Source organism: Streptomyces sp. NPDC048604 (genome assembly GCF_043199435.1).
Classification (GTDB): domain Bacteria; phylum Actinomycetota; class Actinomycetes; order Streptomycetales; family Streptomycetaceae; genus Streptomyces.
Genome location: NZ_JBICVX010000003.1, coordinates 544,395 through 568,308, shown reverse-complemented (window position 1 = coordinate 568,308; position 23,914 = coordinate 544,395). Strand labels below are relative to the sequence as shown.

At 71.7% G+C, this 23,914-nt stretch carries 25 protein-coding genes and 1 rRNA gene; 13 read left to right on the top strand and 13 right to left on the bottom strand.

What is annotated here, in order from left to right:
- The 3 genes from rrf to ACGFMM_RS09295 form a co-directional block, all read left to right on the top strand.
- A 5S ribosomal RNA gene (gene rrf, locus ACGFMM_RS09305) occupies positions 1-88 on the top strand; the annotation flags it as partial.
- A gap of 55 nt (positions 89-143) precedes the next feature.
- Positions 144-1,004 (top strand): hypothetical protein, encoded by an 861-nt coding sequence (locus tag ACGFMM_RS09300; protein WP_393644681.1) that lies wholly within the window; start codon positions 144-146, stop codon positions 1,002-1,004.
- 9 nt (positions 1,005-1,013) lie between these two features.
- Entirely contained in the window at positions 1,014-1,823 is an 810-nt protein-coding gene (locus tag ACGFMM_RS09295; RefSeq protein ID WP_393644679.1) for a hypothetical protein, read from the top strand.
- Positions 1,824-1,833: 10 nt separating this feature from the next.
- On the opposite strand, the gene ACGFMM_RS09290 is transcribed toward ACGFMM_RS09295, so the two are convergent.
- The 4 genes from ACGFMM_RS09290 to ACGFMM_RS09275 are packed head-to-tail and all read right to left on the bottom strand — an operon-like array spanning position 1,834 to position 5,574.
- Positions 1,834-2,496 (bottom strand): response regulator, encoded by a 663-nt coding sequence (locus ACGFMM_RS09290; protein WP_393644677.1) that lies wholly within the window; start codon positions 2,494-2,496, stop codon positions 1,834-1,836.
- Positions 2,493-3,782: a sensor histidine kinase gene (locus tag ACGFMM_RS09285; protein ID WP_393644675.1), complete on the bottom strand. Its 1,290-nt coding sequence runs from the start codon at positions 3,780-3,782 to the stop codon at positions 2,493-2,495. The genes ACGFMM_RS09290 and ACGFMM_RS09285 overlap by 4 nt, the downstream gene beginning before the upstream one ends.
- A 32-nt stretch (positions 3,783-3,814) precedes the next feature.
- Positions 3,815-4,663, bottom strand: a complete 849-nt coding sequence (locus ACGFMM_RS09280) for an ABC transporter permease (protein WP_393644673.1) — start codon at positions 4,661-4,663, stop codon at positions 3,815-3,817.
- Complete coding sequence (locus ACGFMM_RS09275; RefSeq protein ID WP_393644671.1) at positions 4,660-5,574, bottom strand: ABC transporter ATP-binding protein; 915 nt, start codon at positions 5,572-5,574, stop codon at positions 4,660-4,662. The genes ACGFMM_RS09280 and ACGFMM_RS09275 overlap by 4 nt, the downstream gene beginning before the upstream one ends.
- 195 nt (positions 5,575-5,769) lie before the next feature.
- Between ACGFMM_RS09275 and ACGFMM_RS09270 the strand changes: the two genes are divergently transcribed.
- Together ACGFMM_RS09270 and ACGFMM_RS09265 are read left to right on the top strand one after the other, a co-directional pair.
- Positions 5,770-6,351, top strand: a complete 582-nt coding sequence (locus ACGFMM_RS09270; protein ID WP_393644669.1) for a GNAT family N-acetyltransferase — start codon at positions 5,770-5,772, stop codon at positions 6,349-6,351.
- A gap of 58 nt (positions 6,352-6,409) precedes the next feature.
- Positions 6,410-8,005 carry a protein kinase gene (locus ACGFMM_RS09265; RefSeq protein WP_393644667.1) on the top strand — a complete coding sequence of 532 codons (1,596 nt, stop codon included), beginning with the start codon at positions 6,410-6,412 and terminating at the stop codon, positions 8,003-8,005.
- Between the two features lie 61 nt (positions 8,006-8,066).
- Here the strand turns inward: ACGFMM_RS09265 and ACGFMM_RS09260 are convergent, their stop codons facing one another.
- The 6 genes from ACGFMM_RS09260 to ACGFMM_RS09235 all read right to left on the bottom strand — a co-directional run bounded on the left by ACGFMM_RS09260 (position 8,067) and on the right by ACGFMM_RS09235 (position 15,299).
- Complete coding sequence (locus ACGFMM_RS09260) at positions 8,067-9,560, bottom strand: type IV secretory system conjugative DNA transfer family protein (RefSeq protein WP_393644733.1); 1,494 nt, start codon at positions 9,558-9,560, stop codon at positions 8,067-8,069.
- A gap of 177 nt (positions 9,561-9,737) precedes the next feature.
- The gene (locus ACGFMM_RS09255; RefSeq protein WP_393644665.1) at positions 9,738-11,159 is read right to left on the bottom strand and encodes an ATP-binding protein; all 1,422 of its coding nucleotides are present in this window, start codon (positions 11,157-11,159) and stop codon (positions 9,738-9,740) included.
- 34 nt (positions 11,160-11,193) lie between these two features.
- A complete protein-coding gene (locus tag ACGFMM_RS09250; protein WP_393644663.1) occupies positions 11,194-12,747 on the bottom strand; it encodes an SCO6880 family protein in 1,554 nt (517 codons plus the stop codon).
- A complete protein-coding gene (locus ACGFMM_RS09245) occupies positions 12,744-14,102 on the bottom strand; it encodes a hypothetical protein (RefSeq protein WP_393644661.1) in 1,359 nt (452 codons plus the stop codon). Before ACGFMM_RS09245 ends, ACGFMM_RS09250 begins: the two co-directional genes overlap by 4 nt.
- Positions 14,092-14,907, bottom strand: coding sequence for a hypothetical protein (locus ACGFMM_RS09240; RefSeq protein WP_393644659.1), 816 nt, complete (start codon positions 14,905-14,907; stop codon positions 14,092-14,094). Before ACGFMM_RS09240 ends, ACGFMM_RS09245 begins: the two co-directional genes overlap by 11 nt.
- 83 nt (positions 14,908-14,990) lie before the next feature.
- Complete coding sequence (locus tag ACGFMM_RS09235) at positions 14,991-15,299, bottom strand: hypothetical protein (protein ID WP_017945892.1); 309 nt, start codon at positions 15,297-15,299, stop codon at positions 14,991-14,993.
- 1,317 nt (positions 15,300-16,616) lie between these two features.
- On the opposite strand from ACGFMM_RS09235, the gene ACGFMM_RS09230 reads away from it, so the two are divergent.
- Positions 16,617-16,922: a hypothetical protein gene (locus ACGFMM_RS09230; RefSeq protein WP_393644657.1), complete on the top strand. Its 306-nt coding sequence runs from the start codon at positions 16,617-16,619 to the stop codon at positions 16,920-16,922.
- Positions 16,923-16,997: 75 nt separating this feature from the next.
- Here ACGFMM_RS09230 and ACGFMM_RS09225 read toward each other — a convergent pair whose 3' ends face one another.
- Positions 16,998-17,570: a TetR/AcrR family transcriptional regulator gene (locus ACGFMM_RS09225; RefSeq protein WP_393644655.1), complete on the bottom strand. Its 573-nt coding sequence runs from the start codon at positions 17,568-17,570 to the stop codon at positions 16,998-17,000.
- Positions 17,571-17,688: 118 nt separating this feature from the next.
- On the opposite strand from ACGFMM_RS09225, the gene ACGFMM_RS09220 reads away from it, so the two are divergent.
- From ACGFMM_RS09220 to ACGFMM_RS09205, 4 genes are all read left to right on the top strand, one after another.
- Positions 17,689-18,624, top strand: coding sequence for an NAD(P)-dependent oxidoreductase (locus ACGFMM_RS09220; RefSeq protein WP_393644653.1), 936 nt, complete (start codon positions 17,689-17,691; stop codon positions 18,622-18,624).
- Between the two features lie 69 nt (positions 18,625-18,693).
- Positions 18,694-19,104 carry a hypothetical protein gene (locus ACGFMM_RS09215; RefSeq protein WP_393644651.1) on the top strand — a complete coding sequence of 137 codons (411 nt, stop codon included), beginning with the start codon at positions 18,694-18,696 and terminating at the stop codon, positions 19,102-19,104.
- 59 nt (positions 19,105-19,163) lie between these two features.
- Entirely contained in the window at positions 19,164-20,183 is a 1,020-nt protein-coding gene (locus tag ACGFMM_RS09210) for an NlpC/P60 family protein (RefSeq protein WP_393644649.1), read from the top strand.
- A gap of 266 nt (positions 20,184-20,449) precedes the next feature.
- Positions 20,450-21,163, top strand: coding sequence for a phosphatase PAP2 family protein (locus ACGFMM_RS09205; protein ID WP_393644647.1), 714 nt, complete (start codon positions 20,450-20,452; stop codon positions 21,161-21,163).
- Positions 21,164-21,176: 13 nt separating this feature from the next.
- Here ACGFMM_RS09205 and ACGFMM_RS09200 read toward each other — a convergent pair whose 3' ends face one another.
- A complete protein-coding gene (locus ACGFMM_RS09200) occupies positions 21,177-21,359 on the bottom strand; it encodes a hypothetical protein (protein ID WP_393644645.1) in 183 nt (60 codons plus the stop codon).
- Positions 21,360-21,459: 100 nt separating this feature from the next.
- Between ACGFMM_RS09200 and ACGFMM_RS09195 the strand changes: the two genes are divergently transcribed.
- Together ACGFMM_RS09195 and ACGFMM_RS09190 are read left to right on the top strand one after the other, a co-directional pair.
- Positions 21,460-22,293 carry a hypothetical protein gene (locus ACGFMM_RS09195; protein ID WP_393644643.1) on the top strand — a complete coding sequence of 278 codons (834 nt, stop codon included), beginning with the start codon at positions 21,460-21,462 and terminating at the stop codon, positions 22,291-22,293.
- Positions 22,294-22,466: 173 nt separating this feature from the next.
- Positions 22,467-22,673, top strand: a complete 207-nt coding sequence (locus ACGFMM_RS09190; RefSeq protein WP_393644641.1) for a hypothetical protein — start codon at positions 22,467-22,469, stop codon at positions 22,671-22,673.
- A gap of 58 nt (positions 22,674-22,731) precedes the next feature.
- On the opposite strand, the gene ACGFMM_RS09185 is transcribed toward ACGFMM_RS09190, so the two are convergent.
- Entirely contained in the window at positions 22,732-23,094 is a 363-nt protein-coding gene (locus tag ACGFMM_RS09185; protein ID WP_393644639.1) for a metal-sensitive transcriptional regulator, read from the bottom strand.
- A 193-nt stretch (positions 23,095-23,287) separates the two neighbouring features.
- Here ACGFMM_RS09185 and ACGFMM_RS09180 point away from each other — a divergent pair, with 193 nt between their 5' ends.
- Positions 23,288-23,908 (top strand): DUF47 domain-containing protein, encoded by a 621-nt coding sequence (locus tag ACGFMM_RS09180; RefSeq protein WP_393644637.1) that lies wholly within the window; start codon positions 23,288-23,290, stop codon positions 23,906-23,908.
- Positions 23,909-23,914 lie beyond the last annotated feature (6 nt).

Here is a 23,914-nt window from a genome sequence, read left to right as displayed (position 1 = left end):
CGGTTACATTCCGAACCCGGAAGCTAAGCCTTTCAGCGCCGATGGTACTGCAGGGGGGACCCTGTGGGAGAGTAGGACGCCGCCGAACAAATTTTGACCTCAACCCCTGGACCTTGTCCGGGGGTTGAGGCATTTTTGCGTTCATGTGCGTTTCCACCGCGCCGGCGGAATTCACCGGCACCACCCTCTATGCGGGCCGGCTGACCCATCCCGAACACGGGCTGATTCATGTCCTCGGCTACCAGAACACTGCTGTGAACCACGCCGACGGGCCGAACGCGATGCTGCTGCATCTGCCGGCGGTCGGAATGACGCCGGAGAACTTCGTCTCCGTGGGCCACCACTCCGACCTCCTCAGCCGGATGGTCGAGGCCGTGCGGCCGGTCGTCCCTTCCGATGCACTCGACGACGGCATCGCCTGGATGGGCTACGAGGAACCGCCCGCGGTGCACGTCTTCGAGCACGACGTCTACACCGTGCTTCTGGCCGACGATCCCACGCTCATTCCTGCGGCCCTCGCTCGCGTCCCGTTCCACAAGCGGCCGGTGCTGGCGCCCGAGCTGTTCGCGTTCTACGCCGAGGCGTACCCCGACCACGCCGTCGCCGTCTGCTGCTTCGACAACGCCCAGGCCCGCCAGGCCAAGCCGCTCCTGCTCTGGTACGAGCCCCTCGACGCCGACGAGTTGACCCTCCCCGCCCTCGACTGCCACACCGGCGCCGCCCCCGACCCGGGGGTTCCGGTCCCCACCGACCACTGGCTTCTCTTCGGCAGCGACGAGGTCCCCGCGGACTGGGGCGTGCCCGTCTCGTACCCGCAGAAGCTGCGGCACTCGCTGCTCGACTACCTGCCGCAGCGGATCGTCGGCACGTACTGCGACGAGCCGCTGCCCAACGGGGACTTCGTCCTCCGCCACCAGGACCTGCTCGACGGAAGGCTCGAAGCCGTCCGCCGTCTCGTACCCGACCGCCCTCTCCGGCCCGGGGGACCCGGAGCCGGTCACTAGGATCCGGGGATGTCTTCGCTTCCTTACTCCGACAGGCCCTCCGCCGAGGAGATCGTCGCCGCCGTTCCCGGGCTGGTCGCCCATGGGCGGGCGGCCGTGGTGTTCGTGCCCGAGCGGGGGGAGCCGGGGGTGCGGGAGAGTTCGGTCGGCGGGCCGTTGCTGTGGCCGGCGGGGGAGGACTGGCCGTGTTGCTCGTTCGCCGACGAGCAGGGGGGTTACGGGGAACTCGAGGCCTCGGCCATGGTTCCCGTGGTGCAGGTCTTCAAGAACGACGCCCCCGGGCCCTGGTGGCCCGAAGGAGCGGATGTCTTCCAGCTGCTGTGGTGTCCCAACGTCCACCTGGATCCGCCGGCGCCCCACGAGGACGCCGGGCCCGTGGTCGAGGTGCGGTGGCGGCGGGCCGCCGATGTGGGCGACGTGCTCGTCGTACCGCCGGCGCCTGTGCGGCAGGAGGACGAGGAGTTCGGACTGTCGCCGCGGGCCTGCACGCTCACGCCTGTTCCCCTGGTCGACTTTCCCTCCACATACGAGCTGCCTGATGAACTCGTGCCCGAGGTCGAGCGGTTGATCCGGAACACCGGGGGCGACAGCAAGGACGTCATCACGCGGGTGGGCGGGTTCAAGCTCGGCGGCTGGCCGTCCTGGGGGATCACGGATCCCTTCGAGTGCCGGTGCGACACGTGCGGCAGTGTCATGCCGTTGCTGTTCACCGTGGCCAGTCACGACGTCGCCGGGATCACCGTCGGGCGGTGGGGGGATCTGCGCGTGTTCGGATGCCCTGTCGACCTGGGGCACGGGTACTGGTTCGACGTTCAGTAGCCCGGTTTCGTCAGGACGGGGTGACCAGGTGCCACTGGTGGGCCAGGATCACCGCCTGGACGCGGTCGCGGGCGCCGGTCTTCGCGAGGATGCGGGTGATGTGGGTCTTCACCGTCGACTCGGCCAGGTGCAGGCGTTCCGCGATCTCCGTGTTCGTCCAGCCCTGGCCGACGACCGTGAGGATCTCCCGTTCCCTTTCCGTCAGCGCGGTCAGGCGCGGATCCTCGGTCGACGCGACGCGGGTCGTCGGCAGGTGGTGGACGTAGGCGTCGAGGATGCGGCGGGTCAGGCTGGGGGCCACGACCGCGTCGCCGCTCGCCACCGCCCTGATTCCGGAGAGCAGTTCCTCCGGCCGGGCGTCCTTCACCAGGAAGCCGGACGCGCCGGCGCGCAGACCGTCGTAGGCGTACTCGTCGAGGTCGAAGGTGGTGACGATGATGACGCGGGTGCGGTCGCCCGTGGCGACGATGCGGCGGGTGGCCTCGATGCCGTCCACGCCGGGCATGCGGACGTCCATGAGGACCACGTCCGGGTGGTGCTGCCCGGCCATGCGCACGGCCTCGCTGCCGTTGGACGCCTCGCCGACCACGGTCATGTCGTCCTGGCTCTCCAACAGCATGCGGAACCCGAAGCGTTGCATCGGCTGGTCGTCCGCGATGAGCACGGTCGTCACGACGGTGAGTCCTCCAGGGCGAGGGTGAGCCGGACCTGCCAGCCGCCCTCGGGCAGCGGGCCTGCGTCGAGTGTGCCGTCGTACAGCGCGGTTCGCTCGCGCATTCCGTTCAGTCCCTGGCCGCCGTCCTGCCCGTCGCCCTGTCGCGGTGCGCCGTGTACGGCTGCACCGGTGTCCGTGATCGTGGCCTGAAGGTCCGACGCACTGTAGGCGAGCAGGACTTCCGCGCGGCGCTCCTCCCCGTGCGCGTGCTTGAGGGTGTTGGTCAGGGCCTCCTGGATCACCCGGTAGACCGTCAACTGCCGTCCTGCGGACAGCGGGAGCGGGGTGGGTGCGTGGTGCACCGTCAAGGTGACGGGGAGGCCGGCCGCTTCGACGCCTTCCAGGAGGGCCTCCAGGTCGGAGAGGGTGGGCTGGGGGGTGCGGTCGGCGGTCGCCTCGGCGTCCTCGTCGCGCAGCACCCCCAGCAGGCGGCGGAGTTCGCCGAGGGCCTGTCTGCTGGTCGTGCCGATGGCCGTGAGGGCCTCGGCGGCCCGCTCCGGGCTCTTGGCCGCTGCGTACGCACCTCCGTCGGCGAGGCCCGTGATGACCGACAGGTTGTGGCCGATGATGTCGTGCATCTCCCGGGCGATGCGGTTCCGTTCGGCTGCCGCGGCCAGCCGGGCCTGCTGGTCGCGTTCGATCTCCAGCCGGCGGGCGCGTTCGACGAGCGCGGCCGTGTAGTCGCGGCGGCTGCGGACGGCGACGCCGAGGAGCGCGACCAGCGCGTACGCCCACATCACCGGGACGACCAGCTGGTCCCAGCTTCCCTTCGGGTACCGGACCGAGCCGGCCACCAGGGGTGGCAGGGCCAGCAGCAGGGGCCAGACCAGGCTGCGCAACGGGCTTCGCAGGGCGAGGTTGTAGACGACGATCATCTGGAGGTAGGCGGCCTGGAGGAAGGCCCCCGAGCCGTAGCCGACGAGCGCGGCGGCCGCCATCATGGCCAGGACCGCCATCGGGCGGCGCCTGCGCCACAACAGGGGCAGGGAGAGCGCCACGCTGGTCGTCACGACCAGCCAGACCGGGACGTCCGGGTTCCGGGCCGTGTTGCGCCAGCCGCCCGCCGCGTCCGTCAGCGCCGCCGTCGTCCAGAAGGCCGTCACCAGCGCGTCCCAGATCAGCGGGCGGCGGCGGTCGAGGTCCCTGACCCGCTGGGCCTTGCGCTCGATGAACCTGCTCAGCGGCGGGGCGCCCGCGGACCAGTCCTGGTCCGCGGCGCCCGTCGTCGTCTCCATGTCTTCCATGATCCGGCGTCCCGCCCTCCTACGTCCCGCCCTCACACGTCCCGGCGCCTCAGCAGCATGGCCGGTACGGCCAGGGCCGCGGCGGCCCACAGGGCGAGGGCGAGCAGGGCCGCGCCGGGGGCCGCCGCGCCGGGTATCGGGGCGGCGGAGCCGAGGGCGCCGGCGGCCTGGGTGGGGAAGTACCGCAGTGCGGTGTCCACGGACTCGTACGGGAGCATCCCGAGCACCTCCGGCAGCACCATCACCGCGCCGATGAACGCGCCGATCCCGCCCGCCACCGAGCGCAGCGCGGCGCCGAGGCCGAGGGCGAGCACGGCGAGCAGCGTCGTGCCGGCGGCGTTGCCGACGACCGCGCGCAGCACGCCCGGGTCGGACAGCGAGGCGGCCTGGTCGGTGTCGTCGAGGAACGCCTGCGCCACTTCGAAGGTGAGCAGGTTGGTTATGAGCGAGAGGGCGAACACGGTCGCGGCGAAGACCGTCGCCTTCGCCCACAGGACCGGCAGGCGGCGCGGCACGGCGGTGAGCGAGGCTCTGATCATGCCGGTGGTGTACTCGCCGGCGGTGACCAGGATGCCGAGGACGGCGAGGCAGACGCTGCCGAGCTGAGTGCCGTACAGGGTGAGGATCACCGTGTCGACGTCGGAGTCCCCGCCGCCGCTCTCGTAGGTGGCGCCCATGAGGATGCCGACGCCGAGGACCAGCACGACGGCGCTGAGCATGGTGATCCAGGAGGAGCGGACCGTCCACAGCTTGTGCCATTCGGAGCGCAGGACACCTGACGCAGTGACACGGTGGCGCGGGGCGAGGGCGAGGGCGTGGGCGGGGGCCGTAGCGGCGGTCTCGGTGTTGTCGGCGGCATTGGTGGCCGTGGTGGTCGTCATGCGGCTGCTCCTTGGTATTCCACCGAGTCGTGGGTGAGGTCCATGAACGCCTGCTCCAGGGACGCGGTCTGCGGGGTGAGCTCGTACAGCGGGATGCCGTGGGCGGCGGCGGTGCGGCCGACCGTGGCGGCGTCCGCGCCGCTGATCCGCAGCGCGTCCGCCTCCGCTTCCTCGGCGGTGACCTGCGCGCCGGTGGGCAGCAGCAGGGTGCGCAGCCGGTCCGCCTCCGGGCTGACGACCCGAACCGTGTCCCCTCCGGCCCGGCGGACGAGCTCGGCGACGGTCGTGTCGGCGAGGAGCCGGCCCTTGCCGATGACGACGAGGTGATCGGCGGTCAGGGCCATCTCGCTCATCAGGTGCGAGGAGACCAGGACCGTGCGGCCCTCGGCGGCCAGCGACTTGAGCAGGGTGCGGATCCAGCGGACGCCCTCGGGGTCGAGACCGTTGACCGGCTCGTCGAGGATCACCGTCTGCGGGTCGCCGAGCAGTGCGGCCGCGATGCCGAGGCGCTGGCCCATGCCGAGCGAGAAGCCCTTGACCCGGCGGCGGGCGACCTCGGTCAGACCGGCCAGTTCCAGGACGTGCTCGACGCGGGAGCGCGGTATGCCGTGGGTGTGCGCGAGCGCCATGAGGTGGTGGAACGCGGACCGGCCGGGGTGGACGGAGCGCGCCTCCAGGAGCGCGCCGACCTGCGTGAGCGGTGCGGGATGGGCGGCGTACGACCGGCCGCCGACGGTGGCCCGGCCGCGCGTGGGCGCGTCCAGGCCGAGCAGCATGCGCAGGGTGGTGGACTTGCCTGCGCCGTTGGGGCCGAGGAAGCCGGTGACGGCGCCCGGCCGGACGGTGAAGCTGAGGTCGTGGACGACGGTCTTGTCCCCATACCGCTTGGTGAGTTCGTCTGCGCGGATCATGTATTCGACGGTAGGGATCGGGCGGGGGCCGGGCGTCCGCCCGCGGTCGGCAAGCGGTGGGCGGGGTGTAGTACCGGGGTACGACGGGGAGTCGGACCGTGGCCCTGTGCTCCGTGTGCGGCAGCCCTGCGTGTCCTGTGGGGCCGTGCCGTTATCGGGTTGTCGACCTTCCCGTCGTCCGGCCAGGATCGGGCCATGACCGACTACCTGATCCGTCCCGTCCGCGCCGACGAGTGGCAGCGGGCCCGTGCGATACGGCTCGACGCGCTGCGCGACCCCGCCGCCCCGCTCGCCTACCTCGACACGTACGAGGCGGCCGTCGCCCGGCCCGACGAGGCCTGGCAGGAGTGGTCGGCGCGGGTGTCCGAAGGGGGCGCGGCGGGCCGCCAGTTCATCGCCGAGGCCCCGGACGGCAGCTGGGCTGGCAGCATCACCGTGATCGTCGAACGGCCCTCTGACGAACTGCGGTTCGGCGCGCCGGCGAAGGTCGACCAGACGCACATCGTCGGCGTGTACGTCCGGCCGGAAGCGCGCGGCACGGGTGTGACGGAGGAGCTGTTCCGGGCCGGCGTGGAGTGGTCGTGGGCGCTGCCGGACCCGGTGGTGCAGCGGGTGCGGCTGTACGTCCACGAGGACAACGGGCGTGCCGAGGCCTTCTACCGGCGCTTCGGTTTCGTGGCCACGGGCGTGCGGGTACCCGTCCCCGGGGTGGACGGGTTGGACGGGGCGGACGGGGCGATGGAGGTCGAGTACGAGATCCCGCGGGCGACCGCCTGAGGTGGTTGACTGGTCTCCGCGTGCTGGGGCGGGGTGCTGAGGCGAACTCGGGGGCGGCATGGAGGAGTTGAGGCCGGAGGATCCGGCGGCGATAGGTCCGTACCGGCTGTCCGCACGGCTGGGCGCGGGCGGCATGGGCCGGGTGTATCTGGGCCGGTCGGTCAGCGGGCGGCGGGTGGCGGTCAAGGCCGTGCGCGCGGAGTACGCGGCCGATCCGGACTTCCGCCGCCGGTTCCGGCGCGAGGTCGAGGCGGCGCGGGCGGTCGGCGGATTCTGGACCGCGCCGGTTGTGGACGACGACCCGGACGCGGAGGCTCCGTGGGTGGCCAGCGCGTACATCGAGGCCCCTGACCTGGGAGAACTGGTCGCCAGGCGCGGGACGCTCACCGAGGAGGAGCTGCGGGGCCTGGCGGCCGGGCTGGCCGAAGCGCTGCAGGCGGTCCACCGGGCCGGGGTCGTCCACCGGGACCTGAAGCCGTCGAACGTGCTGGTCACCGGGGACGGGCCGCGGGTCATCGACTTCGGCATCTCCAAGGCCCTGGAGGGCTCGACGCAGCTGACCGGGTCGGGGACGGTGGTCGGCACGCCCGCGTACATGTCGCCGGAGCAGGCGAGCGGCGCGGAGGTGGGCACGGCCAGCGATGTGTTCTCGCTGGGCGCGGTGCTGGCGTTCGCGGCGACCGGGGAGGGCCCGTTCGGCGCGGGCAGCGCGCCGGCGCTGCTGTACCGGGTGGTGCACGACGTGCCGCGGCTGGACGGGGTTCCGGCGGGGCTGCGCGCGCTGGTGGCCGCGTGCCTGGAGAAGGCGCCGGAGCGGCGGCCCACGCCGGCGGAACTGCTTGAGCTGTTGAGCGTGGGCGGGGATCCGGGGGCGGTGCGCAGGGAGCGATCGGAGGGGCCGGAGGGTCCAGAGGGTCCAGAGGGGCGGAAGCGGTCGGAGCGGCGGGGGCAGACGCGTACCGTCGCGGCGACCGAGCCGGGGCCCACGACTCCGGAGCAGCCGCCCGCCGACCCGGCGCCCAACGGTCGTACTCGCGCCGGCTCGTCCCCCGCCGCGAAGACCGAGGTGCCCTCCCGGCCCGCGCCCAGGGACGCCGGCAAGGGGAAGCGGGTGGAGATTCGGGCCCAGCTCGCCCGGAAGTCCGGCGAGGACAGGAGGGGCTCGGGCACCGAGGCGTTCGGCGTGGCGGTCGCGGTGATCGCGGTGCTTGCCGTCGTCAACTACGGGTTCGGCGTGCTGCAGGTGGTGGGGATCGCCGGCGGTCTCGTCCTCGTCTGGATCGGCCACATGGAGGGCGAGAAGGACCCGCTGCCGGAGTCCGCGATCTGGGCGAACGGCTGGGGGCTGGGCTTCGCCTACCGCCGGTGGACCTGGAATGCGGCCTGGACCGACGTCGCCGAGGTCACGATGGAACTCCGCACGGGTGCGGACAACCACGTGAAGTGCGTCGTGATCGCCGTCCCGAAGTCCGGCACGTCCCTACCGAACGTCTTCCAAGAGCGCCGCCACTCCGGTGCGGCCGTCAGTGCCGTGCCGTACGTCAACCGCGACGCGGCCCGGCCCGAGGTGACCCGCCTCGACGAGGCCCTGCGCCGGCACGCGGCGGGCAAGTACCGCCGGGACCCGTCCCTGGCCGGGCTCGTCGACTTCTGAGGACACGGCGGAGGCACGGCCGTGGGGTGAGCTGTCCGGGTCGGGCCCGTTTTCGGTGGGGTCAGGGCTGGGGGAGTGGGCGGGGCCAGCGGGCGCGGGCCTGTTCCTGGGAGCGGAGCAGGACCAGGGTGGGGAGGCCCTGGTCGTGACCGGTGGCGAGGAGTTCAGGGAGCTGCGGCAGCGGGGCCACCGCGGCGACGTCGTCGAGGACGAGGGTGAGTGGTGGGTCGAGCCGACCGTCGGATGACCGTGCGGCCATGCGGCGGCCGTACTCGACCACGCTTGCGGCGAGGGCGGTGAGCAGCGGCATCGCGCCGGGGCGGGTCCGCGGGTCCTCGATCGGTTCACCCACCACGTACAGGGTGCCCCCTTCGTGGACGAATGATTCCAGGACGAGCGCATCGGCCCGGTTCGGCGTGCAGGCGTCCCGGATGTGTACCGACGACAGCGCCGCCAGCGCGCGCGCCGTCAGTTCCTGCGCCATGTCCCGGCGTTCCGTGTGCGCCGTCAGCTGGGACTCCAGCAGGCCCGCGTACCCGGCGGCCGCCTTCGGGTGGGTGCGCAGGATCCGTACGGGCTCGTGCGCGCCCGTGCCCTGCGCCCAGCGGAGCAGCTGCTTGAACGGCCGGCCGTCCACGGCGGCGGCGTGCAGCCAGCAGCGCAGGAGCGTTTCCGCGCTCTCCGCGAGCGCCGCGTCGAGCCGCGACGGCGGCCGTACGGGGGCGAGCAGCGCCGCCGCCCGCTCCTGCGCCGTCGCCGGGTCCTCGCAGCCGCTGGTGGGCGCCCAGTGCAGCCGGGCCGGGGTGTCGCAGAGGTGGCCGGGGTCGTAGAGGAGGACGGGACCGAGCTTGGCCCGGGCGTCCTTCGTCTCGCCCCACAGCGACGGGTCGGACGTGACCACCAGCGCCGCTCCGTCCGCCTCCTGGACCGCCCGCAGCGCCGACGGCCGCCGCGCGGCCGCGGCGCCGTAGACCAGGCGGGGGGTGCGGGGGGCCGGGAGGAGGGTGGCCGCAGCCGGCGGCAGGTCGTACGCGGGGTCGGCGGCGGCCGGGACCGACGGGACGGATGGGGCGGGCGGGGTGGGCTGTACGGGTTCGGGTGCGGCGGGCTGTAGTGGTTCGGGTACGGCGGGCTGTACCGGTTCGGACGGAACGGACTCCACGGGTGCCCCCGTGGGAGCGGCAGCTGCCTGCGCGCCGTGCTCGGCCGCCTTCGCCTTCGCCTTCCTGTCCGACTTCCTATCCGCCTTCGCCTTCGCATCTGCCTTCGCCTGCGAACGGCCCCTCGCCCGTACCTCCTTCCAGCGGGCCAGCGTGCCCACCACGAACACCGCCAGCACCACCAGGACCATGAGCTCGCCGATCAGCAGGCCCCAGAACAGCCCGTACCCCGACAGCTGGCCCGGCGGGGTCGACGGCCAGGCCGCCGCCAGGTCGTCCGGGGCGCCCAGGAGGGCGCGGGCGGCCAGCGGGGCACGGGTGAAGGTGACCCCGTCCGGCCAGGCGCCGTGCGCGAACAGGCCGGCCAGGCCCGTCGCCGTCCAGATCAGGGCCATCAGGCCCGCCAGGAAGCCGAGAAGCCCCACCAGCAGGCTGTCCGGGATGCCGTCGCCCCCGCGCCGTTCCACTGCCACCGTCGTACCGTCCCGTACCGTGCCCGGATCCGTCCTGTGCCCGGGCCCACGTCTGCCCAGACCTTGTGCCTGAGCCTGCCTACGTCAGCCTGAGCCTGTCTACGCCACTGTCGACTCGGACGACTCGCCGAGCTCCGCGCGTTGTTGTTGCTCGATCAGCGCGGCCCGGCGCTCCGCCTCCCACTCCGCCTCGCGCACGTCCTCGGGGAGGTCGTGCGGCGAGGACTCCGTCATGGCCCGGTCCGTGTAGACCAGCGGGCGTTCGGCCTCGGTGATCAGGTGCTTGACCACCTGCACGTTGCCGTTGACGTCCCAGACGGCGATGCCCGGCGTGAGCGACGGGATGATCTCGACCGCCCACCGGGGCAGGCCGAGGACCTGGCCGGTCGACCGCGCCTCGTCCGCCTTCTGGGCGTAGATGGTCCGTGTCGAGGCCATCTTCAGGATCGCCGCGGCCTCCTTCGCCGCCGCGCCGTCCACCACGTCGGACAGGTGGTGGACCACCGCCACGAAGGACAGGCCGAGCCGTCGGCCGAACTTCAGCAGCCGCTGGAACAGCTGGGCCACGAACGGGCTGTTGATGATGTGCCAGGCCTCCTCGACCAGGAAGATGCGCTTCTTCCGGTCGGGGCGGATCCAGGTGTGCTCCAGCCACACGCCGACGATCGCCATAAGGATCGGCATCGCGATCGAGTTGCGGTCGATGTGCGAGAGGTCGAAGACGATCAACGGCGCGTCGAGGTCGATGCCGACGGTCGTCGGGCCGTCGAACATGCCGCGCAGGTCGCCGTCGACCAGCCGGTCCAGGACGAGGGCGACGTCCAGGCCCCAGGCCCGTACGTCGTCTATGTCCACGTTCATCGCCTCCGCCGACTCCGCCTCCGGGTGGCGGAGTTGCTCGACGATGTCGGTGAGGATCGGCTGCCGGTCGGTGATGTGCTCGTTGACGTACGCGTGCGCCACCTTCAGCGCGAAGCCGGAACGCTCGTCAAGGCCGTGGCCCATCGCGACCTCGATGATGGTCCGCAGCAGGGCGAGCTGGCCTGTGGTGGTGATCGACGGGTCGAGCGGGTTGAGCCGGATGCCGGCGTCCACGGCCACCAGCGGGTCGAGCCGGATCGGAGTTATCCCCAGCTCCTGGGCGATCAGGTTCCATTCGCCGACGCCGTCCTCTCCCTGTGCGTCGAGGACGACGACCTGCCGGTCGCGGAAGCGCAGCTGCCGGAGCACGTACGTCTTCTCCAGCGCCGACTTGCCGTTGCCGGACTCGCCGAGGACGAGCCAGTGCGGGGCGGGGAGCTGCTGGCCGTACAGCTGGAAGGGGTCGTAGATGTAGCCCTTGCCGCTGTACACCTCGCGGCCGATGATCACGCCCGAGTCGCCGAGGCCGGGCGCGGCCGTCGGCAGGTAGACGGCCTGGGCCTGCCCGGTGGACGTCCGTACCGGCAGCCGGGTCGTCTCGACCTTGCCGAAGAGGAAGGAGGTGAAGGCTTCGGTCAGGACGGACAGCGGGTCTCGCATCAGGATCAGGGCCCCTATCGGCGCTAGGCCGCGGTCAGCGGCGGATGCCGGTCGCGAACGGCAAGGTGTTCACAAAGGCCCGGTGGTGCTCGCGGTCGCACCACTCCAGCTTCAGGTACGACTTGCCGGCGGAGGCCCTGATCGTGCGCTTGTCCCTGGCCAGGGCCTCGGGGGAACGCGACGACACAGTGATGTACCCGACCAGGTTGACTCCTGCCGCCCCGCTGGCGAGATCTTCACCCCGCTGGTCCAGCCGGCCGTGCGCGGCGATGTCGCGCGGGTCGACGGTGCGGTTCATCTTGGCGGCGCGGCTGGCCTCGGCCTCGTCGTTGGTCTTCTCGGTGAGCATCCGCTCGATGGCGACCTCGGTCGGCTCCAGGTCCATCGTGACGGCGACCGTGCGGATCACGTCCGGGGTGTGGACGAGCAGCGGGGCGAGGAAGTTGACGCCGACGGGCGTCATCGGCCACTCCTTCACCCAGGCCGTGGAGTGGCACCAGGGGGCGCGGGTGGACGACTCGCGGGTCTTGGCCTGGAGGTACGTGGGCTCCACGGCGTCGAGCTCGGCGGGCCAAGCGTTTCGTTTCGTCATCGCCTGGATGTGGTCGATGGGGTGGTCCGGGTCGTACATGGAGTGCACGAGGGACGCGAGCCGGGACTGGCCGAGGGGCTGGCGCACACGGATGTCGGCCTCGGCGAGGCGGGCGCAGATGTCCGTCAGCTCGCGGGCCATGACGACGGCGAGGCCGGCGTCCTGGTCGAGCTTCTTCGCGCCGCTGGCCGCGCGGGCGGCGCGGGCCATGGCGTTGGCCTCGGCGGCGAGTTCGCGGGTGTAGTGCATGCACGCGACGAGATAGGCGCGGTGCTGCTCGCTGGACGTGGACACCATGGACTGCAGCTGGTCGTACGACTGCTGGAGCCAGGCGGGCGCGCCGGCGTCGCCGCGCTGGGCGACGTCCTTGGCGTGCGCGTCGGGGTCGGCGGGCAGGGTGCGGGCCAGCATCTGCAGGCGGGTGACGAAGCCGTCGCCGTTGGCGACATGCTTGAGCAGCGTGCCGAAGCGGTCGACCAGGGCCTCCTGGTCCTCGCTGTCGCGCAGGCCGACGCCGGGGCCCTCGATCTCGATGGCGGCGGTGACGGTGCGGCGGTCGGCGTGCAGCAGGACGGCGATCTCGTCCGGGCCGAACGGCGCGGCGAGCCAGTTGATGCGGCCGATGCCCGGGGGCGGGCCGATCTCGACCTCGCGCCCGTCGAGGCGGGTGCCGGCCTCGACGGCGCCGGAGCGGTAGGCGGTGCCCTGCTTGAGGATCCGTTTGTAGCTGCGGTTGATCTCAAACCACTTGTAGAACGTGCGCCGCTTGTACGGGACGTACACGGCGGCGAGCGCCAGCATCGGGAAACCGGTCAGGAGCGCGATCCGCAGGGACAGGACGGGGACCAGCAGCCCGCTCATCATGCCGAGGAACGCGCCCGCGATGATCAGCGCGATCTCGCCGGTCTCGCGGTTCTTGCCGACGATCGCGTTCGGCCGGGCCCGGCCGATGAGATACGTGCGGCGGGGCGCGACCGCATGGGAGTGGGTCGTCAACGCCCTCCACCTCCTGTGCTTCCGGTGTTGTTGCTGCTGCGGCTGCTGTGCGGGGTGCCCGCGGTCGGGGCGGCGTTGCCGCCGCTACGGCGGGGCGGGGGCGGGGGTGCGGCGGAGGGGACAGGTCCGCCGCCGCCCCCGCGGCTGCTGTGGGCGGCCACGCCACCGGAGACGGCATTGGCGGGGCGGGCGTTGCCCGCGGCACTGTTGCCGCCGTTGCCGCCGCCGTTGTCGCGGGTGCTGTGGGTCTTGATGCCCTGGGAGACGAGGGAGGCGGGCGAGGAGATGACCGCTGCGGCGGCGTTCTCGCCGGCGCGGTGCAGGCGGTTGTTGCGGGAGGCGACGATCTCGTCGCCGAAGCCCGGGACGAAGCGGTAGATCATCGCGGAGGCGAAGATCGCGAGCAGGATGATCGCCAGGCCCGAGACGACGGCGGAGAACGAGTCGGGCCCGGTGCCGGAGCTGAGCGCGCCGGCGAGACCGAGGACGATCACGATGACCGGCTTGACCAGGATCACCGCGATCATGATCCCGGCCCAGCGGCGGACATGACCCCACATGTTCTTGTCGACGAGCCCGGAGTACACGACGACGCCGAGGAGCGCGCCGACGTACAGCAGGACCGCGCGCAGGAACAGTTCGAGGAACAGCACGCCCGCGGCGAGGACGGTCACCAGCGACACGATGATCAGCATGATCGGCCCGCCGCCGATGCTGTCGCCCTTCTGCAGGGCCTGCTTGAAGCTGCCGAAGAAGACGTCGGTCTGCTGGTTCGTACCCGACGCGATGACCTCGGTGACGGCGTCCGTGGCGGAGACGACGGTGTACAGGATCAGCGGCGTGAACGCGGACGCGAGAACGGTCAGCCAGAGGAACCCGACAGCCTCGGAGATCGCCGTCGTGAGCGGCACGCCCCGGATGGCCCGCTTCGCGACCGCGAGCAGCCAGAGGAGAAGGGTGAGGAACGTGGCGGCGGCGAAGACGACGGCGTAGCGGGCGAGGAACGCGGAGTTGGTGAAGTCGACCTCGGCCGTCTCTTTGACCGCCTTCGACAACGCGTCCACGATCGCCACGGCAGCGTCGGCACAACCACGGGCGAGGGAGGTGAGGGGGTCCAGGGCGGAGGTGGGGTCGGGGGCGGTGGTCGTGGACCCGGACTGGCCCTTCTCGCAGTACTCCTTGGCGGGGCCGATCAGGAGGTCGCACGGGTTGTTGCCGGAGGGCGACGGACTGGGAGTCGGGGTCGGGGTGGGGCTGGGGGCCGCCGTGGCTCGCGCGGCGAGCATGAAGACAGCCGTTTGCACGGCCACTAGCGCGGTGACGACGGTTCGGGCCTGCCGCGGGCTACCGGGCATAGGTGAAGCCTCCGTACTCGTCGACGGCCTTGCTGATCTCGTCGGCGCTGGAGGCGATGGCGTCGCCCGGGACGGGGGCGGGCCCGTCCTTCTGGTCGTCCGACATGACCTTCCAGTCGTTGTCCGACCAGCTCAGGTCGAACGTCCACGTCTTCCACGTGGTCGTGACGGGGTCGATCGAGTTGGGACCGGACATGCCGATCAGACCCATGTACCAGACCGACACGCGCGCGGTGTCGCCACGGAAGCTCTCCACCTTGGAGCCGACGGGGACCGTTCGGGACACGAACGTGCTGCCCGACGGCGCGTTGCCCTCGGCGTCGAGCCCCAGCTTCGTCAGGAACTCCTCGGAGTACGCGGCGTCCTGCGGGCCCTTCAGCTTGGCGGCGGCGTCCACGGTGAAGACCGCGTCCACGATCTCGTGGCGGCTGTCCTTCTTGAACATGCCGTCCGAGCCCAGCGCCACCGCGTAGTTCGCCGCCGCGCTCTGCGCGCCCTGTTCGTCCTTGGCCCAGCCCTTGCCCACCGGGCCCACCCCCGTCGCCGACGTCGGGGCGGCTGCGCCGGGGTTCTTGGCGTTCGGGGTGGTCGTGCCGGGGTCGTCGTCGCCGCGGTTGGCGAAGGCGATGGCGGCGATCAGGAGGACCACCACGCCCACCACCGTGATCAGCGAGCGCGAGCCGCGCGCGGCGGGGCGGCGGCCGCCGTACGGGTCGCCGGTGGCGCCCTCCGGGAGGCGCGTACGCGTCTGGCCCGCGCCGCCCACACCGCCCTCGTAGCCGTCGTTCTGGTCGCCGAGGCTCATGCCGGGTACGCCCCCTCAACCCTTCGCGGGTTCGACAGTGGTCGTGCTGCTCTCACGGTGTGGTGACTGGACATCAGGGGCGGTCAGACAGCCATTCCGTACACGATGGTGAACAGCGTCCCCAGCGATCCGATGATGAACACGCCGGTCAGGCCGGCCACGATCAGGCCCTTGCCCTGTTCGGCGCTGAACGTGTCGCGCAGGGCGGTCGCGCCGATGCGCTGTTTGGCCGCGCCCCAGATCGCGATGCCGAGGCAGAGCAGGATGGCCACGGCCATCACGACCTCGATCATCACGCGGGCCTCGTTGCCCAGGCTCCCGAATGGCCCCCAGTTGGGAGCGATTCCGCCGATGATGGTGGTGATGTCGCCCTTCTCGGCCGCCAGGTACATGTAACTCACCGCCCCTATTGGGTAGTTCGTCGCCCCTGCCTGATGGCATGGGTCATCGCCCTATCTTCGCTGATGAAACCGCCCGCGTGTGACGGCTTGGCGGCTCTCTTTACCCGATCCCCGCACATTTGACCGAGCCGACTGCGCTGACCTGCGGTGGCGCGGGCTGGTTGTATGCGAAGACACGTATCGTCACTCTGTGTATCACGCAGGGTGACTCCGGGCAATTACTGTCGTTGTTACACCTCAGGGCGCGTACGGGGCGGCGGGCCTGGGCGTTTCTTGGGGTGGGGGTTGCGGGTGGGCTTCTGGTGCGGCCGCCCTCTTGTCGAGTGTGGCCCCCTCCGTCGGGCCGTCAAGGGCGCTCCTTCGTCGCGTCGCTTCGCGATTCCGCTGTCGCTCCACCCTTGACGGCCCGCCGGAGGGGGCTGTTTCACACTCGGAGGGCGGCCGGGGGGCGGGGCCGCGCGGGGCCTGTGCTGTGGCTGGGGTTCGGCGGGCGGCCGGCGGGTTGGTGGGCGGGGCGCACCGGTTGAGTGGGGTGCCGATTGCCGTCTCGGCGGCCGGCCCCCGCCACGCGTCCGGGGTGCATGCCCGGCTGGTCATTGCCCGGTGGGGCGGGAGGGGCTGGTGGAGGGAGTAGGGGCCGGACTTCGTCGTTTCGCGCCACTGGAGCGAGGGGTGAAGTCTCGTCAGTCACATGAGACCCGTCTCGTCACGTCCGTATCGCTTCGGGGAGTTAAGTGCACCGAAACGACGGCCAACCGGCTTACCGCTGCCACGGGCCCGTCTTTCTCGTCTCCACCGGGCATTGACCAGCGGGGCATGTGGCTCCGCCCCGCGACGGCCGGGGGTCGCCGAGACGGCATAGGGCACCCCATTCAACTGCCGCGCCTCCCCGACCCTCCACTCACCCGTCGGTCGCCCTATGCGCTCAGGCACCCCGTACGCCCTTGCGTGGGCCCGGCCCCCGGGCCGCCCTCCGAGTGTGAAGCAGCGGGTGGAAGGGGTGGGTCAAGGGTGGAGCGTCAGCGGAATCGCGAAGCGACGCGACGGAGGAGCGCCCTTGACGCTCCCCTTCCAGTCGCCACACTCGATCAGAGGGCGGCCCCACCAGAAGCCCACGAGCAACCCCCGCACCCGGCGCCTCTTCGGCCGCGGCAGCGGTCGAAACGCGCCATGCATCGGCAGGGCCCTTCCTCGCCAGCCTCACGGGTGGTCTTCTTACGCCTGGCTCCACTTCGCCACATCAGCCACATGCAGCACTTCAGTAACACCAGCCACGTACACCACACCCACGACAGGGGAGGAAAGACCATGTTCACGCACAAGCTCACCGCCGTATCCGCCGCCGCAGTGGCACTCGGTTCCACCCTGCTCCTCGCCCCCGCGGCCTCCGCCGCGTCGGCCGCGCCCGCCGAGCAGGCCGCCACCTGCCGGACCGTCAAGGACAGCACGCGGTTCGGTGCGTCCTGCTTCGACAGCGGCCTCTACCGGGCCGTGGCCCGGTGCGCCGACGGGCGGACCGTGCCCGGTCCCTGGGTCCGCGACCAGCAGTGGTCGTACGCCTCCTGCACGAGCATCGGCTCCACGGTGACCGGCGGGTACGTGCAGTTCGCCTGACCGGCGGGCCGGTTCGGCCGCACCAGTGTGCCGCCGGCCGCGAGGCCCGGGTCGTCCACGCGGACGGCCCGGGCCCTACGGGGTGTAGGACCTGACCAGTCGCGCCAGGTGACGGCCAGCCAGGAGCAAGGGGGCCTCGTCGCGGGTCACCTGGGCGGTCACTTCCGCGCCCTCCAGGGTGCTGATGACCGTGGCCGCCAGGTCGCGGGCGTCGGCCGCCGGCAGGCCCGAGCGGAGGAGCCGGTCGGCGACCAGGGTCTGCCAGTCGTGCAGGGCTGCCGCGCAGGCGCGCTGGATGGGGTTGTCGGAGCCGAGCGTCTCCAGGGCGGCGGCGGTGATCGGGCAGCCCTCCGTCCATTCGGAGGCGCGCAGTTCCTTCGCGAGGAGGCGGGCGCAGGCCTCGACGGCGGCGGCCGGGTCGTCCTCGCTGTCGAGGGCCGTGCGCAGCACCGCCGCGAACTCCTCCCGGCCGTGCTCCATCGCCGCGACCGCCAGGGCCTCCTTGCCGCCCGGGAAGAAGTGGTAGACGGAGCCGAGGGTGGCCTTGGCCTCCTTGGCGATCTGCTTGATGCCCGTGCCCACGTAGCCCTGGCGCTGGATGAGGCCGGCGGCGGCCACGACGATGCGGTCACGGGTGCTGGTCTGCATGGGGGGAGCCTACCCGGCCGCTGAGTAGAGCGTTCGTTCTAGGGCTGTGCTACGGTCCTGCCCGTGCTCTGGATAGAGCGTTCGTTCTAGTTCGTTCCACTGGAAGAGGCGATGAGTCATGAGCGACCGCGGTATCGGCGGCGACAACGGCGACAACAGCAGCAACGGTCACAACAGCAACGCGAGCGTCACCGTCATCGGGCTCGGGCCCATGGGACAGGCGATGGCCGGGGCGTTCCTCGATCGCGGCCACCCGGTCACCGTCTGGAACCGCACCCCCTCCCGGGCCGACGCTCTCGTCGCGCGCGGGGCCGGACTGGCCGGGTCGGCCGAGGAGGCGGTGCGGGCCGCCGGGGTGGTGGTGCTGAGCCTGACGGACTACGACGCCATGTACGCCGTCCTCGGCGGGGTCGACCCGGCCGTGTTCGCGGGTCGGGTCCTGGTCAACCTCAGCTCCGACACACCGGAGAGGGCGCGAGCCGGGGCGGCGTGGGCCGCCGAGCGCGGGGCCGGGCATCTGACCGGCGGGGTGCTGACGCCGCCGTCCGGCATCGGGTCCTCGGAGGCGACCACCTTCTACAGTGGGCCGCCGGACGTGTTCGAGGCCCACCGCCCGGTTCTGGAGGTGCTCACCGCCGCCGAGTACAAAGGGGAGGACCCGGGTCTCGCGGCCCTCCTCTACCAGCTCAACATGGTCATGTTCTGGACGTCCCTGACCAGCTACTGGCAGGCGGTGGCCCTGGCCGGCGCGCACGGGCTGAAGGCCGCGGACATCCTCCCGCTGGCCCTCGACGCGACGAACCTGACGCAGTTCCTGGAGTTCTACACGCCCCGCGTCGACGCGGGGGACCACTCGGGCGACGTGGACCGGCTCGCGATGGGGCTGGCGAGCGCCGAACACGTCCTGCACACCATGCGCGACGCCGGGGTCGACGGCACCCTGCCCGCGGCCGTCGCCGAGGTCTTCCGGCGCGGTGTGGCCTCCGGTCACGCCGGGGACAGCTGCTCGAGTCTGGTGGAGGTGCTGAAAGTACCCGCGGGCTCCCGTGGCTGAGTACGGCCGGCGCCCCGGATGAGTAGCCGTACCGACGCCGCCTGGCCCGCCCCGCGGTGTGATGGGCGTATGACGACGAAGCAGTGGGACGCCGTGTACGCGCGGACGTACTGGGCGGCGCAGCGCCGGGCGCCGCGGGGGCCGGAGGAGCGGGACCGGCAGGCGTGGACGCCGTCGCTCGCGGTGGCGCTCGTCGCGGTCGCCGTGCACGTCCTGGTGGTGCTCGTGTACGGCTTCTCCACCATGGCGACGGACGGCTGCGGGCCCGACCACTGCCCGGCGGGGGTCACCGGGCCGCTGACGGCGATGTCGCTCGCCTACTACGGGATCTTCACCCTCACCCCGTCCGCGGTGCTCGTCGCGCTCGCGCTGCCGTGGCGGTACCGGTGGCGGCGGGTCCGGATCCTGGTGGCGTGCGCCGGGCTGCTGCCGCACCTGACGGTCATTCTGAGCCTGGTCGCCCTGCTGGCCTTCGGCTGACCGTCCTGCCCGCCTATCCTGGGCGGAATGGACTGCCAAGACCCTAGGGGTGGTTGACGGTGCGTAAGGCGTGGGTGGTCACCGGTGTGTCGGTCGGGGCCTGCCTGAGCTTCGTCGTTCTCCTGGTCGTCGGCACGTACTCGGCCGCCGCCGGGCTCATCGGGGGCGCCGGCAACGGCAAGAACGGGACGGTGGCCCTCGCCAAGGGCGCGGTGCCGGCCGCGTACCAGGGACTGGTCCAGAAGTGGGGCAACCTCTGCCCGGCCATCAACCCGGCGCTGCTCGCCGCGCAGCTGTACCAGGAGAGCGGCTGGAACCCGCGGATCGTCAGCCCGGCCAACGCGCAGGGCATCGCGCAGTTCATCCCCGGCACCTGGGCCGGGCACGGCATCGACGGCGACAAGGACGGCGACCGGGACGTCTGGGACCCGAACGACGCGATCCCGAGTGCGGCCTCGTACGACTGCGAGCTCGCGGGGTACGTGAAGAAGGTGCCGGGCGACCTCACGAACAACATGCTCGCCGCGTACAACGCCGGGGCCTACCGGGTCATCAAGTCCGGCGGGGTGCCGCGGATCCGTGAGACGCAGAACTACGTGCGCATCATCCGCGAGCTGGAGAAGAGCTTCGCGCGGCCGGTGGGCCGGATCGAGCCGTCCCGGCAGGCGGCCGGGGCGATCTACTTCGCGCAGCAGAAGCTGGGCACGCCGTATCTGTGGGGCGGCAACGGCACGCCGGAGCAGGGCGGCCGGTTCGACTGCTCGGGGCTGACCCAGGCCGCGTACCGGACGGTGGACATCGAGTTGCCGCGCGTGGCCAACGACCAGTACAACGCCGGTCCGCATCCGTCGCGGGACGAACTCCTGCCGGGGGACCTGGTCTTCTTCTCCGACGACCTGAACAACTCGCGGGCGATCCGGCACGTGGGGCTGTACGTGGGCGGCGGGTACATGATCAACGCGCCGTACACTGGGGCCGTCATCCGGTTCGACAAGATCGACACGCCGGACTACTTCGGCGCGACCCGGGTCACGAAGGACGGGGCAGCGGCGCTGCCGACAGGCCTGCCCCGTGCGTGACGCGCATGACGATTGCCGCGTGACGCGTGACGGGTGCCGCGTGACGGGTGGCGCGTGGCGGGTGGTGCGTGGCGGGTGGTGCCGCGTGACGGGGGACTCTGCGTGAAGTACGGCCCTGAGCTGGGGCGACGCGGCACTCTTCGATAACGTCGGGGTGATCTTCGGGGCGACCGTGGAACGTATGCGCGGAGCGCCTCGTTCCCCGTTCGGACCGCATCCGTATCCGCATCCGTATCCGTAATCGCATCGACAAGGGGCAGCAGCAGATGGCTGGACTCGCATCGGACGGTTCGAACCCCGATGTCAGCCTGCTCTTCGACATCAACGGCCTCGCGAAGTCCGCGCCCCCGTGGTTCGACCGCGTCATGGAGTTCACCGGCGAGTGGGGCATCATGCTCGCCATGGTCCTGGTCGGGCTGGGCTGCTGGTGGAGCGTCCGCCGCCGGGGCTCGCTCGCGGACTCGGTCTCCGGCGTCGCCGGGCTCATCTGGGCCCCGCTCGCGGCCGGCGTCGCCCTGCTGGTCAACATCCCCATCCGCGGATTCGTCGAGCGGCCCCGGCCGTTCCGGGACCACGAGGGGCTCGAGGTCCTGATCGGCGGCAAGACGGACTACTCGTTCGTCAGCGACCACGCCACCCTGGCGATGGCCCTCGGCGTCGGGCTCTTCGTCGCGCACCGCAAGTTCGGCCTCGTCGGGATCGCGCTGGCGCTCGCCGAGGGCTTCTGCCGTGTGTACATGGGGGTGCACTACCCCAGCGACGTCATCGGCGGCTTCGCGCTCGGCACGGCCGTGGCACTGCTCCTGGCCCCGCTGGCGCTCGCGCTGCTGACGCCGCTGGTCTCCGCCGTCGCCCGCTCGCGGACGGCCGGCCGGCTCGTCCGCTCCCGCCGGGCGGACCGGCAGGCGGTCGCCGACACGGTCGGCATCCCGGAGCCCCGGACGGGTACGGGCGCGGGGGACAGCGACCTGGCGGCCTGACGGCCGTACCCCCTCAGGATCTGCCGGAGCCCAATACCGACTCGCTCGTACGCGGCGGCGCCAAGTGCGCCGCCGCGTCCGTTCGCGCGCGGTCCCGTGATCTGCGGGCCGGTCCCGTCCAGCCGCAGGTGCAGCGGGCGAGCGCAAAGGAGCCGCGCTCCGTGGTGGTCGTCTCATGGCGGGGCTGGTCCTGCACCTCTCCACCGTACCTGCGCGTGACGAGGTCCCCCCGGCCGTCGTTAGGACGGCTGGGTGGGCCCGGCAAACCGCAGGACCGCGTTGGGGGTTGGCAGGCGATGGCAGAGCAGCAGCACAAGCTCAGGGGCGCGGCGCTGGCCGTCGCCGCGGTGGTCGGGGCGACGGCCCTCGGCGGCTCGCTCGGCGGCTGTTCCGGCGACCGGGCGGGCGCCCGTAGCGGGGGCGTGGACCCCGTCCGTGCGGTCCGGGACGCGTCGGCGGTGCTGGCGCGGGCCGGTACGTCGAAGGCGAGCACGTCGATGGAGATGGCGGCCGGCGGCACCCGGGTCACCATCCGCGGCGAGGGCACGTACGACTTCCGGCAGCGGATGGGCACGCTGAAGGTCATGCTGCCCCAGGACGCCGCCGGGGCCGAGGAGCACCGGCCGATCACGGAACTGCTCGCGCCCGGGGCGCTGTACATGAAGAACCGCGGCGCGGGGGTGCCCGCCGACAAGTGGGTGCGGATCGACACCCACACGCTCGTCGACGGCAATCTCGTCACCGGCGGGGCGACCGACCCGGCCGCCGCGGTCGAGCTGCTGCGCGGGGCGGACGAGGTGCGGTACGTGGGCGAGGCCGACCTGGCCGGGGTGAAGGTGCGCCACTACCGGGGTGTCACCGATATCGCGCGGGCCGCGAAGCTCGCCTCGCCGCAGGTCCGGGGGGCGCTCCTTGCCGCGGCGAAAGGGTTCGCCACGGACGCGGTGCCGTTCGACGCGTATCTGGACGAGGCGGGGCGGCTGCGGAAGGTGCGGCACCGGTTCAGCTATCCGAGCCAGGGGCGTACGGTCGCGGTCGCGTCGACGACGCTGTTGTACGGCTTCGGCGCTCCGGTCGAGGTGCGGCTGCCGGATCCGCGGGACATCTACGCGGGCCGGATCGAGGCCTGAAGCGGCGCACGGGTCGGGGCCTGAAGCGGCGCACGGATCGTGGCCCGAAGGCATCCGGGAGGTGCCGGGTGCCGCCCGGGCCAGGGCGCAAATGGTCCGGACGTGCCATGCGCGGTGCGTGTCGCGCTCCCTACGCTAGGAGACCGCACCGGCAGGCCGGCAGGAAGAGGTGAATGCGCGTGGCTCCGCCCCCTTCGACCATAGTCCTGGACCACGATCTCATCGCCCTCGCCGAGATCGAGCTGTGCGGCGAACTGATGATCGCGGCCTCCGCCGCGGACGGGGAGCGGCTCAGCGCGGACCGTATCGACGAGGTCCTCAGGGTGACCCCCGACCTCGTGCCGCCGCGCCGTGCCGCTTCCGGCGATGGCCGGAACTAGTCGGGTACGCGAGCCCCCGGACCCCGTCCCCCTCCGGATCCCGTCCGTCCGGATCCCGTCAGGTACGCATCATCCGCGCGATGGCCTTCGTGGCCTCCTCGACCTTCGCCTCGATCTCGTCGCCGCCGGTGCGGGCGGCGTCGGCGACGCAGTGCCGCAGGTGCTCCTCGAGCAGCTGGAGCGCGAAGGACTGCAGCGCCTTGGTGGACGCGGAGACCTGCGTGAGTATGTCGATGCAGTAGACGTCCTCGTCCACCATCCGCTGGAGGCCGCGGATCTGGCCCTCGATCCGGCGCAGCCGCTTGAGGTGCTCGTCCTTCTGCTTGTGGTAGCCGTGCACTCCGTGGGCGTGGTCGGCAGTCTCGACGGCCTCGGGGGTGACCTGGTCCGTGTCGGTGGTCGTGGCCTCGGTGGTCGTCATCGCGTCCTCCCGCTGTCCAGAAAGGGTCGGTATACCCCTCGTGGGTATATGGTACCGGGTCTGGCCGAATGCGGCCGGGGCCCGTGCAGATCACTGTGCCCGATGGGCGACACTGAAAGACGCCGGTTAGCCGTGGCCGGATGATGCGCCTAGCATCAGCCTGACCGAAACCCATGCACCCCGAGGACCCCTTGTGCGCTTTCGTCTGACCCCCAGGGAGACGAGCTTCTACGACATGTTCGCCGCGTCAGCGGACAACATCGTCACGGGCTCGAGGCTCCTGATGGAACTGCTCGGTGCGGATTCCTCCGCCCGTGCCGAGATCGCGGAGCGCATGCGGGCGGCGGAACACGCGGGCGACGACGCCACCCACGCGATCTTCCATCAGCTGAACTCCTCGTTCATCACGCCGTTCGACCGCGAGGACATCTACTCCCTCGCATCGTCCCTCGACGACATCATGGACTTCATGGAGGAGGCCGTCGACCTGGTCGTCCTCTACAACGTCGAGGAACTGCCCAAGGGCGTCGAGCAGCAGATCGAGGTGCTGGCGCGAGCGGCCGTGCTGACGGCCGAGGCCATGCCGCACCTGCGGACGATGACCAAGCTCACCGAGTACTGGATCGAGGTCAACCGGCTCGAGAACCAGGCCGACCAGATCCACCGCAAGCTGCTCGCCCACCTCTTCAACGGCAAGTACGACGCCATCGAGGTGCTCAAGCTGAAGCAGATCGTGGATGTGCTGGAGGAGGCCGCCGACGCCTTCGAGCACGTGGCGAACACGGTGGAGACCATCGCGGTCAAGGAGTCCTGAGGCGTC